The organism is Bacillus sp. FSL K6-2839 (assembly GCF_038003365.1).
In the GTDB taxonomy this organism is placed as follows: domain Bacteria; phylum Bacillota; class Bacilli; order Bacillales; family Bacillaceae; genus Bacillus.
Genome location: NZ_JBBOOZ010000001.1, coordinates 2,270,505 through 2,284,480 on the forward strand (window position 1 = coordinate 2,270,505; position 13,976 = coordinate 2,284,480).

The following is a 13,976-nucleotide window of genomic DNA, read 5'->3' on the forward strand; positions in this document are numbered from 1 at the left end:
GTGTTTTCGTCCTTCCAAAATTGGCTCCTTGGATGAAGGGGTTCCTATTCATCCTATCAATGAATGTTTAACAAAACATGAATTCATTGTAAAGATCATGTAAATTTTAACGTGACTTTCCTTTTTTCTCTAAGTCGATTTCAGACTCACTGTAAAAGTCGTCCCTTTACCTTGTTTGCTGTGGACAGAAATCGTTCCTTCATGCGCTTCCACAAGGTGTTTGACAATGGCAAGACCAAGACCTGTACCGCCTGAATTCCTGCTTCTATCTTTATCAATTCGATAAAATCTCTCAAATATTCTTGGAATCTCGCTTTTCTTCATGCCGATTCCTGTATCTGCTACATCAAATTCATAGGCACCTTTCCGCGGTCTTGCTGAGATGGTAACACTTCCTCCCTCTGGTGTATAGGTCAGGGCATTATTGACGAGATTGAGGAAGATTTGCTTTAACCTTAGCGGATCTGCCATAACATAGACCGGTTCTTTCGGGACACGCACTTGTAATTGAATGCCTTTTTCTGCGGCCTTTTGTTTTAACAGCACTTCAATCTCTTGAATGATTTCTGTCGCATTGGCTTCTTGAATATTCAGCTTAAAATGCTGCTGTTCAATTTTAGAAAGATCGAGTAAGTCTTGAATCAGTGTTTCTAGACGGACACTCTCTTTTAAAATGATAGAAAGAAATTCTGTCAGTGCTTCCTTGTCATCAATCGCGCCATCAAGAAGGGTTTCTGAGAATCCTTTAATCGATGTAATCGGTGTCTTTAATTCGTGAGACACATTGGCGACAAAGTCTTTTCGCATCTGCTCCAGCTGCTTTGTTTCTGTCACGTCATGAAACACAAGGACAATTCCTTTCCATTCATCGTCTGTACTTAAAATTGGTACACCATCCACTTGGAAGTAGCGGCGTTCAATGTCAACGGCTAGACGTAAAAACTTCCGCACCTTCGTTTCTGTCATGAAAATTTCGTCAATTAATTCGATAATCTCTTCATGTGTAAACGCTTCGTGATACAGCTTGTGCATGTAAATATGCTTTTGGACTTTAAACTGCTTGCGGAAGGTTCGATTGACTAGGTGGATATAACCCATCTTATCAATCAAAATAATCCCCGCTCCAATATTTTCAATGACCGTTTGCAGCCGGTCTCTCTGCATTTCACCGGCACTTGTCATTTCTTGAAGACTTCCTGCCAAACGCTTCATGGAAGTATTCAGTTCACTTGTTTCAATCATCAACTCTTCATAGTTATTCGTATCATAGTTCCCGCGTTCCAGCTGTTTGGCTACCTTTGTAGCATAATCAATTGGTTTCACATATTTCATCGACATGCGGTACCCAAAGAAAACGATGATGATAATCGCCGAGCCAAGACAAAAGGCTAATGCAAGCCAGAGCTGGCCGTCAATTTCATTTAAAAGCTCGTATGACGCATGGAGAAATAAATAACCCGCTGGTTCGTTTTGTTTCAGGATCGGGACAGCATAATGAAACAGCGCATCCTTCTCATCGTCAATGACGACCCCTTTTGTTTGGAAACGTTCATTGTTCAGCGTGTTTCGAATGATGGCCCTTTGTTCTGCTTGACCCGTTGTATGTATGATATTCCCCTTCAGGTCCACAATCGACGCATTCATATCAAAATGCTGCTTTGCCTGATGGAGGACCTCCTTGTTTTGCTTCGCCTTCAGATCGTCACCATTCATGGAAGACAGGAGGAAGCTCGATTCCTTTTCCATTCGTTCCGTTAATTTGGTTTCATAGAAAACATGGAACATGTGGTCCAAGAAAAGACCAAGTGCCACAAACACAATAAAAAGGAGAAAAATGAGTCCCGAAAACAGACGGGTTCTAATTTTACTCATTTGACTTTGGCTCCTCCAATTTGTAGCCTAAGCCGCGAATCGTTTTAATGTATGTTGGTTTTTTCGTGTTCTTTTCAATTTTGTCCCGCAAGTGGCTAATATGGACATCCACAATACGAGTGTCACCTGCAAAGTCATAATTCCAAACGGCACTTAACAATAAATCACGCGTGAGGACACGTCCTTTATGCTTCGCCAAATAAAGCAGCAGTTCAAACTCTTTTGGTGTGAGCTCTAGACGTTCTTCCTGGAAATAGACTTCGTAGTGTTCTGGTAAAATGCGCAGTTCACCAATTTTGATTTGGTCTGCAATGATCTCTTCCTTCTCCTCTTGCGTGGGGGCAGGCTGAGATTGCTGTGCTCTTCTCAAGATGGCTTTTACCCGAGCACCCACTTCTCTAGGACTGAATGGCTTTGTCATGTAATCATCGGCTCCAAGCTCAAGGCCTAGCACCTTATCAAATTCATCGTCCTTTGCTGTCAGCATTAAAATAGGGAACATCATTTTTTGAATTCTCAGTTGTTTGCACACTTCAATGCCGTCCATCTTCGGAAGCATTAAATCTAATACAATGAGATCAGGCTGTTCACTTGCTGCTTTTTCAAGCGCTTCTTCCCCGTCTCTTGCTGTGACGACATCATAGCCCGCTCTTTCAAGGTTATAGCTTAGAAGTGTTACAATCGATTCTTCATCATCCACAACTAATATTTTTTTATTCATGTTGTGCCTCCAATTAGTGATTTCCCCTGCATCCGTTTTTTGTATCTTATGTGAAAAGCGAGAAGTCATGCTTTCTCTTTCATTTTAACGAAAGCTTAACAAGAGGACAATTTAAAATTTCGACAAGATTTGTTTTGTAAACAAAAAGAAGACTCCTCATGAGAGAAGCCTTCTTTTTTATTCATATTAAGACAATACTTTCATGACATTCTTAACAGATTCAACAGAACGGTCAAGCTGACTTCTTTCTTCTTCTGTCAGCTCAAGCTCGATGATCTTCTCAAGACCGTTGCCACCTACGATTGTTGGTACACCTAGGTAAATGCCTTCGTAGCCATATTCACCTTCAAGGTAAGCAATCGTCGGCATGACGCGGCGCTGATCTTTAAGGATCGCCTCAACCATTTCGACTAGTGAAGCAGCAGGAGCATAATATGCACTACCGTTACCTAATAGGTTCACGATTTCGCCGCCGCCTTTTCTTGTTCTTTCAACAATTGCATCAATTCGATCTTTTGGAATCAATGTTTCAAGCGGGATACCGCCTGCATAAGAGTAGCGAACAAGAGGAACCATGTCATCGCCATGTCCACCAAGTACAAAGCCCGTCACATCTTTAACAGATAGGTTTAATTCTTGAGCAACAAACGTACGGAAACGTGCTGTATCAAGAATGCCCGATTGTCCAATGACTTTTTCTTTTGGTAATCCTGATTCTTTATAAACTGCATACGTCATTGCATCAACAGGGTTTGTTAACACAACAATGATGGCTTCTGGAGAATATTTAACGATTTCGCGTGTCACACTGCGCATGATTTTTTCATTTGTTGACACGAGATCGTCACGGCTCATTCCCGGCTTTCTTGCAATTCCCGCCGTAATGACCACGACATCAGAACCGGCTGTATCTTCGTAGTTAGAAGTTCCTGTAATGTTTGCATCGAAGCCTTGAACAGGACTTGCTTCCAGCATATCAAGTGCTTTCCCTTTTGTTGGGTTCTCAAGCTGCGGGATATCGACTAATACGACGTCCGCTAATTCTTTTTGAGCCGTTAGAAATGCTGTAGTTGCTCCAGTAAAGCCTGCTCCGATGACAGATACTTTTTTACGCTTGTTTGCCATTTCCTTTTTCCCCTTTAACTTTAAAGTTTAAGAATCAAGACAAGTTTTTGATGAGCTCGTCAGCAAACTCAGAACATTTCACTTCTGTTGCGCCATCCATTAATCTAGCAAAATCGTAAGTGACGACTTTTGATGCAATTGTTTTTTCAACAGATTGAATCACTAGATCAGCTGCTTCCTGCCAGCCAAGGTGCTCAAGTAAAAGCACGCCTGATAGAAGAACAGAAGATGGATTCACTTTATCAAGACCAGCATATTTAGGTGCTGTTCCGTGAGTCGCTTCAAAAATAGCGTGTCCTGTTTCGTAGTTGATGTTCGCACCTGGTGCGATACCAATTCCACCAACTTGTGCTGCAAGAGCATCAGAGATGTAATCTCCGTTTAAGTTCATTGTTGCCACAACATCGAACTCAGCTGGACGAGTTAGGATTTGTTGAAGGAAAATATCTGCAATGCTGTCTTTGACAATAATTTTGCCAGCAGCTTCTGCTTCACTTTGCGCTTTGTTTGCCGCATCTTTTCCATCTTGTTCTACAATACGATCATATTGTGCCCATGTAAAGACCTTGTCGCCAAACTCTTTTTCAGCCACTTCGTAGCCCCAGTTTTTGAAGGCACCTTCTGTAAATTTCATGATGTTTCCTTTGTGAACAAGCGTCACAGACTTACGGCCTTGGTCGATTGCATATTGGATAGCCGCTCTGACAAGGCGAGAAGTTCCTTCTTCAGAAACTGGCTTGATTCCGATACCTGACGTTTCTGGGAAACGGATTTTGTTTACACCTAATTCGTTTTTCAAGAAGTCAATTAACTTCTTCACTTCGTCTGATCCTTTTGCATACTCGATGCCAGCATAGATATCTTCTGTGTTCTCACGGAAGATGACCATATCTGTGTCTTCTGGACGTTTCACAGGAGACGGTACGCCTTGGAACCAGCGAACTGGACGTAAGCATGTGAATAGATCAAGCTCTTGTCTAAGTGCCACGTTTAATGAACGGATTCCTCCGCCGATTGGTGTTGTCAGTGGTCCTTTGATCGCGATTAAGTATTCACGAATGTCTTCAAGTGTTTGCTCAGGAAGCCATTCTCCAGTTTTATTGTAAGCTTTCTCACCTGCATATACTTCTTTCCAAGTGATTTGCTTTTCACCTTTATATGCTTTTTCTACAGCTGCTTCAAGTACTCTTGATGCTGCTTTCCAAATGTCAGGACCGATTCCGTCCCCTTCGATAAACGGGATAATTGGATTATTTGGTACATTCAATACGCCGCCAGTAACTGTAATTTTTTCGCCTTGTGACAATGATATTACCTCCCAGGTTATGTAGTGAATATTTGAAACTTCTTGGCTTGATGTCTGCAAGCGAAGAAGTTTTTCACGTGATTCGTTTTTTGTTGATATAGAGGCTGATTGGCCTTCCTGAGGATCAGCCCCCGCTTATTCTATAAACATTAGTCTCTTTCACTGATCGGAACAAAGGTTTGAAGATCAGGTCCAATGTAGTCAGCTCTTGGACGGATGAGACGGTTGTTGTCATACTGCTCTAGAATGTGAGCAATCCATCCAGAGAATCGGCTGATCACGAAAATTGGTGTAAATAAGTCATGATCAATCCCAAGACTGTGATATACAGATGCAGAATAAAAATCAACATTTGGTGGAAGATTTTTCTCTGATGTCACGATTTCCTCTGCGCGAACAGACATTTCATACCATTTCGGCTCGCCAGTGAGGTTTGTTAAACGCTGACTCATTTCTTTTAGATGCTTTGCACGTGGGTCACCTTGACGGTATACGCGGTGGCCAAAGCCCATAATTTTTTCTTTCTTCTCTAGCTTACCATGAATATAGGAATCTACGTTTTCAACTTCGCCAATTTCTGAAAGCATCTTCATTACGCCTTCATTGGCTCCGCCATGAAGTGGTCCTTTCAGCGCACCGATAGCCGCTGTTACACCAGAGTAGATATCTGATAGTGTAGCAACACATACACGTGCTGTAAATGTCGATGCGTTTAATTCATGATCCGCATGTAGAATGAGTGCCTTATCAATTGCCTCAATTTCTACTGGTGACGGCTCTTCGCCATTTAGCATATACAAGAAGTTCGCAGCATAGCTGTATTCTTCTTTTGGCTGTACAGGCTCAAGTCCCTTTCGAATGCGTGAAAACGTAGCGACTAGTCCAGAAATTTTCGCCTGTAAACGAATGGCTTTTCTGTAATTCGCTTCTTTGTCCATAATCTCTGATTCGTCATCGAGTAAACCTAGTAAGGATACCGCTGTACGAATCGCAGACATTGGATGAACCCCGTCCAGCGAATACGATTTAAAGTGCTCAATGATTTCTTGCGGAATGTGAGCATTTTCATTGAGCTGCTGTTTTAACTCACTCAGCTCTTGCTCATTCGGCAGCTTTAAGTGCCATAACAGGTAGACAATTTCTTCGAATGTAGCTTTTTCAGTTAAATCATCGATATTGTACCCTACATAAGTAAGAGTATCATCAATAATTGAGCTTACGGATGAAGTTGTTGCCACAATACCTTCAAGACCTCTTGTTGCTGTCATGTTCAATCTCCCCTTTTTAAAAAGATTCCCCTTCGTTGCAGAATTCTCGCTTTTTGAAAGCGCTATCCAATCCGAATAGGACGGCAGGTTCAGAAAAGAAAATGCTTACATTTACCTATACGGTTAGAGCGCTTTTAGCCTCATATCTCTTGTGTGATCAATGAGTTCAAAATTAAGCCTATTCCCATTATAAACAATAATCAGACATTTGTTAAATGTTTAACTATAATTTTTTTTGATATATTTTTTTCCAGTCTTCCATACAAGGCATGGAATAAAGGGATTTTGCTTCTTTTATTATATTTAATTATGTTTTTTTGCAAAAGCTCACGCAAGAAAAAAATAAAAAAGAAAGTGGCATGAACCACTCTCTTTTCAACCGCTGAAAAATTTCACAGCCTGCATCGCCAAATAAGCAATTCCTGCTCCGATCAGCGGACCGACAGCCACACCTTTAAATAAGCTGACTGCCAAAATTGTCCCGAACACAAGCGCTGCCGTGATATGCGGATCATTTTCGAGTAGCACAATACCGTTTTTTGCGATTAATGCTACTAATATACCCGCTCCAAGTGCAATCCAAGCATAAGAAGATTTCATGGCTTCTCCAAGCTGCTTAAATCCAATGTCACCTGTTGCAATAGGAACAAGCACAGCAATTGTAATGACGGTGACACCCCAATTGATGCCTTTTGATTGGAGAACCGGGAAAATTTTTTGATCCAAACCAATCAGCTTAATCGCAATCAGCACAGAAACCGCTAAAATTAATGAATTGTTCTTTGCAATAAGTGCAATAACGAGTAAAAGAACCAAAAATAAATTTGCTTGAGTAAACATACGCCGCCCCTTCCTTTCTTTTTATTGCGACCTTTTCATATTACTAATCTTTTTGAATAAAATGAAGTATCGGACATGCTTGTTTTTTGGAGGGGATTGTGTGAATCATACCTATATGGCCATTTTTCTGCGAAGTTTGATGATGATCAGCATTGCTGTATTTGCGGTTGTCTTTTTATATCAGTCTTTTCCTTTTTTATATCCTTTTTGGATTGCACTTATTGTATCCTGCCTGATTCATCCTGCCGTATGCAAAATAGAAGAGATCACCGGAATGCCGAGAGGATTTGTAGTAGTCATTGTACTACTGCTCTTTTTAGTGGCAGCAGCCGGTTTCATCACACTCTTAGTAGCAGAAATTATTTCAGGAAGTGCTTATTTGGCAAAGGTTCTGCCTGGCCACCTTGATCAAATGATTGGTATTGTCGAACGGTTTTTTACAGATAAGATTCTGCCTTTGTACCATGATGTCACCGCCCAATTTAATACGCTTCAAGCAGGTCAAAAGGAATCGATTTTAGGACAAATCCAGGCGCTAGGCGATGAAGCTGCCGCAAAAATAGGGACTTTTCTTTCAAAAACGCTCGAGCTTATCCCGGCTTTTTTAGGTCTTTTGCCTGATGCAGCCGCAACCCTTTTGTTTTCTGCACTGGCGACTTTTTTTATCACGAAAGATTGGTTTACGTTAAAAAAATATGGCTCTCGTATCTTTCCCGCAAAATGGATGCAGCATACACGCGCCATTTTATCTGAAATCAAAAAAGCCATTACCGGTTTTATGAAGGCGCAGCTTCTGCTTGTTGCTATGACCATCGGCCTCGTCGTCATTGGTCTGATCATCTTAAAAGTCGAGCATGCCTTTGTCATTGCTTTATGTATTGGGTTTGTCGATTTACTTCCTTATATCGGGAGCGGTACTGTTTTTCTGCCTTGGATCATTTACTCCGCTATGACAGGAAACCTCTCACTCGCTATCGGGCTCGGCATTTTGTATATTGTCGTGCTCATTCAAAGACAAATTTCAGAGCCGAAAGTCTTAAGCAAGTCCATTGGGCTTAATCCTTTAGCAACGCTTGTGGCATTATTTGTCGGGTTAAAATGCTTTGGTTTTCTTGGACTTGTCATTGGTCCTGCTTCCCTTGTCGTGTGGCAGGCATTTCGTAATGCAGGTGTTTTTAGAGATATCTATCAATACATTCGGTACGGCATGCAAAAGTAAAAGAGACCTTGAGCTCAAGGTCTCTTTAGCGAATAATCGTATAGCGATTGCGATTAGACATGTTTCTAAGCCAGCGTTCAAAGAGCGGCTTGATTTGCTTTCTCGTCATCGGAATGAGTAGCAGCGCACCAATGATATCCGATAAGAAGCCGGGAATGAGCAGCAGCAGACCGCCAATCAGAATGCAAAAACCATCGACAATCGTTACCCCGGGCATTTTGCCATATTGTAAATCTCTCTGCACTTTTTGAAAAGCTTCGATTCCTTGCTTTCTTGCAAAATAAGCGCCTAATGCACTTGTGAGCACGATCATCAGCATCGTTGGCAAAATGCCAATGATTTTACTTGATATTAAAAATAAACTGATTTCCACTGCAGGGAATAGAATCAATAATAGTAGCAAATATTTTTTCAACCATATCACCTCATGGGGTATCTTTCATCGAAAGCTGTTTTACTTTTTTTAGTGTAACATAAAAAAAGAGAGGAGTCAGATAACTCCCCTCGTGTGTATGATTTAAAGGACGCTTGCTCGGCCTTTGTAGATCGCTCCGCGTGCCGGATCTACTGTGATCTCTTCGCCTTCTTTTAGCAGTGTTGTTGCGCTGTCAAGACCAACAATCACTGGAATACCAAGGCTGAGTCCAACGACTGCTGCATGGCTTGTTAAGCCGCCTTCTTCAGTGATCAAGGCAGATGCTTTTTCTAAAGCACCCATCATATCACGGTCTGTACAGTTTGCGACAAGAATCGCCCCATCGTACATTTTTTCGTCTGCTTCTTTTCCGCTTTGTGCAATGACAACCGGTCCAAATGCAGATTTACGGCCAATTCCTTGACCTTTCGCAATAATGTCACCAACAACATATACTTTCATTAAGTTCGTTGTACCTGTTTCACCAACTGGCACACCAGCTGTAATGACGATTAAATCGCCATGTCTCACATAGCCCGTTTCAATCGACTTCTCGACTGCATTCTCAAGCATTTCATCAGTAGACGTCGTTTTTGATCCGCTCTTTGCAAATACACCGAATACGAGAGACAGCTTTCTTGCTACTGATTCGTTTGCTGTGACCGCTACGATTGGTGCTTTTGGTCTATATTTTGAAATCATTCTCGCTGTATGACCGCTTTCCGTAGGTGTCACAATCGCTGCCACGTCAAGCTTCATCGCTGTATGTGCAACAGATTGACCGATGGCATCTGTAATGCTGACTTCTACTTCTTCGCTTCTGCGAGAAAGAATTGCTTTATAGTTGAGTGCATCTTCTGAACGTGATGCAATGTTATGCATCGTTTGTACAGCTTCCACTGGATATGTTCCTGCTGCTGTTTCACCAGAAAGCATAATCGCATCTGTGCCATCAAAAATGGCATTTGCCACGTCACTTGCTTCCGCACGAGTTGGACGAGGATTACGCTGCATGCTATCAAGCATTTGGGTAGCTGTGATGACAGGTTTGCCTAAACGATTGCATTTTTTGATCAGCATTTTTTGAACAAGCGGTACTTCTTCTGCCGGGATCTCTACACCAAGATCTCCACGCGCAACCATCAAACCATCTGATACCTCAAGGATTTCATCGATGTTATCAACACCCTCTTGGTTTTCAATCTTAGGAATGATTTGAATGTCAGCCGCATTATTCTTTTCAAGAAGCTCACGAATTTCAAGCACATCAGAAGCTCGTCTAACAAAAGAAGCAGCGATGAAATCGACGCCTTGTTCAATTCCGAACAGAATATCATTGGCATCCTTTTCTGTAATACCTGGCAGGTTCACACTTACACCTGGTACGTTTACGCCTTTTTTGTTTTTGAGCGTGCCTGTATTCATGACCTTTGTGACGATTTCTTTGCGGTCCATGTTAATTTCTTTCACTTCTAAACCAATAAGACCATCATCTAATAGAATCGTTGAGCCCACTTCTACATCATCAATTAAATCTTCATACGTCACACTAATTTTTTCCGTATTTCCAACAATGTCTTCCATACTCACGATAAGATCTGCACCAGCGACTAGCTCAATTGAGCCGTTTTCAACTGTACGTGTACGGATCTCTGGACCTTTTGTATCAAGAAGGATCGCAATGTCCTTGCCTAATGTTTTACCTGCTTTACGAATGTTTTCAATGCGTGCACCATGCTCTTCAAAATCTCCATGAGAGAAGTTTAGTCTGGCTACATTCATTCCTGCTTCAATCAATTCAGTCAGCTTTTCAATGGTTTCACTTGCTGGACCGATTGTACAAACGATTTTTGTCTTTCTCATTACTGTTCCTCCTAAGGTCTTCTCGTTTTATATAGAGAGCTCTTGTGAAAGTCGGTACATATTTTGATCGACTGTATGTTTTTTATCTAAGATATCTAAAATATCGTGGTGAACGAGTTCGTTGCTTTGAATGCCCACACAGCGTCCGCCTTTTCCTTCAAGAAGAAGTTCTACTGCGTATGCTCCTAAACGGCTTGCCAGTACTCGGTCAAATGCGCTTGGAGAACCTCCGCGCTGAATATGTCCTAAGACAGATACACGGGTTTCAAGGCTTGTCTCCTCTTCAATCCGCTTACCAAATTCAACACCGCTGCCTACGCCTTCTGCGACGATAATGATACTGTGCTTCTTGCCGCGCTCGTGCCCTCTTCTTAACCTCGCAATAATTTCATCCATGTCATAGTCTGCTTCAGGAATCAAAATAGATTCGGCTCCGCCTGCAAGACCTGACCAAAGAGCAATATCACCAGCATGTCTTCCCATTACTTCCACTACGTATGTACGTTCATGAGATGTGGCTGTATCACGAATTTTATCAATGGCGTCAATGACTGTATTCAGTGCTGTATCAAAGCCAATAGTGAAATCAGTACCTGGGATATCGTTGTCGATTGTACCCGGGACACCTACACATGGAAAACCGAGCTCAGTTAATTTCTTCGCTCCCATGAATGAACCGTCTCCGCCGATCACAACAAGTCCTTCAATACCGAATTTTTTTAAGTTCTCAATGCCTTTTTCACGACCTTCAATTGTCTTGAATTCAGGGCATCTTGCCGTGTAAAGTTTTGTTCCTCCACGATGAATGATATCGCCAACTGAACCTATTTCAAGTTTCTCAATTTTACCGTTAATTAGACCTGAATATCCATTATAAATACCGTAAACTTCAACATTATGGTAAATCGCTTTCCTTACAACTGCGCGCACAGCTGCATTCATTCCTGGGGAATCCCCACCGCTCGTTAAAACTCCTATACGCTTCATCTTTTTCACCTCAGAGACCATATATGAATTAAACATACCATTTCCACTGCTTGAAAACAATCATGAGCAAAACCGGATGTTTTCAATACGTATTTCTAAAACCGTACTTATTATACAATTAAATAAACCGTTTTTAAACAAAAGTTAAGAAAGTCATGAAAGCAATTCTTTCAAAAACGAGGAAGATCGATCCTTCTAAAGCTTATCATATCAAGGTTTTCAGACGTTTCAAATTTTATGAAAACAAAAGAAAATTATTTTCAAATAGCGCTTACATGAGGGCGGTTTTCATGAAAAAGGATGAAAAAAATAAACGCCAGCCAAAAAGGCTGTACGTTTATTTAGTTTACCCCAATATATTGATTTTCAACCGATACTTTCCCGATTGCTTTGTATTTTTGATATCTTTGTTCGACTAGTTCTTCAGGTGTTAGTTTGAGCAAAGATGTAAGTGACTGTTTTAATGTTTTTTCAATGTAGGCTGCTTGTTGTTTCACGTCTCGGTGAGCTCCACCTTGCACTTCTTTAATAACATCATCTATAATATCTAATTCTTTTAGGTCTGGAGCGGTAATTTTCATTGTCTCTGCAGCTTTTTTCGCAAGTGATGAGTCCTTCCAGAGCAGTGCTGCTGCACCTTCAGGTGAAATCACTGAATACGTTGAATTCTCTAGCATGTATAGGTGGTTTCCTACGCCTAAGCCTAGTGCGCCGCCACTTCCGCCTTCTCCGATGACAATACAGACAACCGGTACACGAAGTCCTGCCATTTCGAATAGGTTTTTCGCAATTGCTTCACTTTGTCCGCGTTCTTCAGCTGCTTTCCCAGGATAAGCTCCTTTTGTATCAATAAAGCAAATGATCGGGCGATTAAATTTATCTGCTTGTTTCATCAAGCGCAGCGCTTTACGGTAGCCTTCTGGATGAGGCATTCCGAAATTACGGCGCAAGTTTTCTTTTGTGTCTTTTCCGCGCTGATGGCCAATGACTGTGACAGGAAGCCCTTTAAACGTGGCGATTCCTCCAACAATAGCTTCATCATCACCATAGAAACGGTCACCATGACATTCGAAAAAGTTGTCAAACAGCTCTTGAATGTAATCGAGAGTTGTTGGACGCATCGCATGACGAGCAATCTGTACTCTGTCCCACGGCTTTAAATTTGTATAAATGTCTGCTTCAAGCTTGCTCAGACGTGTTTCAAGGCGCTCAATTTCTGCACTTAAATCCATTTCTGAGTTTTGTGTGAACTTTTTCAGTTCATCAATTTTCGCTCGAAGTTCAATGACAGGTTTTTCAAATTCTAGTTCTCCAGCCACTCTCGTTCACCTCCTGTGCTGTGTAATGCTAAGATTCGGCCTAGTGTTTCTTTCATCTCTGCACGATGAATGACAGCATCCAGCTGTCCATGCTTCATTAAAAATTCAGCCGTTTGGAAGTCCTCTGGCAGGTCTTCACGGATTGTTTGTTCAATGATTCTACGGCCTGCAAACCCAATTAAAGCACCAGGTTCTGCAAAGTTGTAATCACCAAGAGACGCGAAACTAGCTGATACACCGCCAGTTGTTGGGTTCGTCATCACAGAGATAATCAAACCTTGGTCCTCGCTGAACAGTTTTAATGCTGAGCTTGTTTTTGCCATCTGCATGAGACTGAGGATCCCCTCTTGCATTCTCGCTCCGCCCGATGCAGTAAAGATGATAAATGGCACCTTGTCCGCTTTTGCTTTCTCAATCGCCAGTGTGATCTTCTCACCAACAACCGAGCCCATGCTGCCCATACGGAACGTGGCATCCATGACAGCGATCACAGCACGCTGGCCTTCAATTTCACCTTGACCTGTGACAATGGCTTCATTCAAAGACGTTTTTTCTCTGTCTTTCTCAAGCTTTTCTTCGTAGCCTGGGAATCCGAGCGGGTTTTCTGAGATCAGATGCCCGTTAAATTCTTCAAATGTGCCTTCGTCTACAAGGCTATCAATACGCTGCTTTGCATTCATTTGCAAATGTCTGCCGCAATTCATGCAAACACGTAAATTTTTATCTAATTCTTTGGTGAGCATTATTTTTTTACATTGCGGACATTTGGTCATGATGCCTTCAGGCACATCTTGGCTTGCCTGTTCAGAGGGTACAGATGCATATTTTTTCTTTTTACTGAAAATATTTTTGATTGACAAATGACTACCTCCCTTTTTGAAGGGTTTTTTCTTTACACGCACATCCACTATTATAGGACATGTCATAACTGTACCGAAACTATTGTACTTTTTTTGTCAAACGCTGTCATCCTTCATTCAATTTTTTCAATGGGGAATTGATGAGAAATGAGTATGTGTTTGGGGCGCTGAGCAGTTGATA

12 protein-coding genes are annotated in these 13,976 nt (G+C 41.6%); 1 reads left to right on the forward strand and 11 read right to left on the reverse strand.

Annotated elements, in window-relative coordinates:
- Window positions 1–129: 129 nt before the first annotated feature.
- The 6 genes from pnpS to MHH26_RS11665 form a co-directional block, all read right to left on the reverse strand.
- Entirely contained in the window at window positions 130–1,872 is a 1,743-nt protein-coding gene (gene pnpS, locus MHH26_RS11640; RefSeq protein ID WP_340973516.1) for a two-component system histidine kinase PnpS, read from the reverse strand.
- On the reverse strand, window positions 1,865–2,593 hold the full coding sequence (locus MHH26_RS11645; RefSeq protein ID WP_066030564.1) for a response regulator transcription factor: 729 nt from the start codon (window positions 2,591–2,593) through the stop codon (window positions 1,865–1,867). The genes pnpS and MHH26_RS11645 overlap by 8 nt, the downstream gene beginning before the upstream one ends.
- A 186-nt stretch (window positions 2,594–2,779) precedes the next feature.
- Window positions 2,780–3,718: a malate dehydrogenase gene (gene mdh, locus MHH26_RS11650; RefSeq protein ID WP_034661844.1), complete on the reverse strand. Its 939-nt coding sequence runs from the start codon at window positions 3,716–3,718 to the stop codon at window positions 2,780–2,782.
- Between the two features lie 34 nt (window positions 3,719–3,752).
- Window positions 3,753–5,024, reverse strand: a complete 1,272-nt coding sequence (gene icd / locus MHH26_RS11655) for an NADP-dependent isocitrate dehydrogenase (RefSeq protein WP_008346060.1) — start codon at window positions 5,022–5,024, stop codon at window positions 3,753–3,755.
- Between the two features lie 149 nt (window positions 5,025–5,173).
- Window positions 5,174–6,292 (reverse strand): citrate synthase, encoded by a 1,119-nt coding sequence (citZ, locus tag MHH26_RS11660; RefSeq protein WP_034661848.1) that lies wholly within the window; start codon window positions 6,290–6,292, stop codon window positions 5,174–5,176.
- A gap of 375 nt (window positions 6,293–6,667) precedes the next feature.
- Window positions 6,668–7,132 (reverse strand): DUF441 domain-containing protein, encoded by a 465-nt coding sequence (locus MHH26_RS11665; RefSeq protein ID WP_007501699.1) that lies wholly within the window; start codon window positions 7,130–7,132, stop codon window positions 6,668–6,670.
- A gap of 100 nt (window positions 7,133–7,232) precedes the next feature.
- On the opposite strand from MHH26_RS11665, the gene ytvI reads away from it, so the two are divergent.
- The gene (gene ytvI / locus MHH26_RS11670) at window positions 7,233–8,351 is read left to right on the forward strand and encodes a sporulation integral membrane protein YtvI (RefSeq protein ID WP_106042630.1); all 1,119 of its coding nucleotides are present in this window, start codon (window positions 7,233–7,235) and stop codon (window positions 8,349–8,351) included.
- Window positions 8,352–8,376: 25 nt separating this feature from the next.
- Here ytvI and MHH26_RS11675 read toward each other — a convergent pair whose 3' ends face one another.
- From MHH26_RS11675 to accD, 5 genes are all read right to left on the reverse strand, one after another.
- Window positions 8,377–8,766 carry an FxsA family protein gene (locus MHH26_RS11675; protein ID WP_106042632.1) on the reverse strand — a complete coding sequence of 130 codons (390 nt, stop codon included), beginning with the start codon at window positions 8,764–8,766 and terminating at the stop codon, window positions 8,377–8,379.
- Window positions 8,767–8,868: 102 nt separating this feature from the next.
- Window positions 8,869–10,629, reverse strand: coding sequence for a pyruvate kinase (gene pyk / locus MHH26_RS11680; protein ID WP_034661851.1), 1,761 nt, complete (start codon window positions 10,627–10,629; stop codon window positions 8,869–8,871).
- Window positions 10,630–10,656: 27 nt separating this feature from the next.
- Complete coding sequence (gene pfkA, locus MHH26_RS11685) at window positions 10,657–11,616, reverse strand: 6-phosphofructokinase (protein ID WP_106031191.1); 960 nt, start codon at window positions 11,614–11,616, stop codon at window positions 10,657–10,659.
- A gap of 341 nt (window positions 11,617–11,957) precedes the next feature.
- On the reverse strand, window positions 11,958–12,935 hold the full coding sequence (accA, locus tag MHH26_RS11690; RefSeq protein WP_106031190.1) for an acetyl-CoA carboxylase carboxyl transferase subunit alpha: 978 nt from the start codon (window positions 12,933–12,935) through the stop codon (window positions 11,958–11,960).
- A complete protein-coding gene (gene accD, locus MHH26_RS11695) occupies window positions 12,920–13,795 on the reverse strand; it encodes an acetyl-CoA carboxylase, carboxyltransferase subunit beta (RefSeq protein ID WP_034661853.1) in 876 nt (291 codons plus the stop codon). The genes accA and accD overlap by 16 nt, the downstream gene beginning before the upstream one ends.
- Window positions 13,796–13,976: the final 181 nt, after the last annotated feature.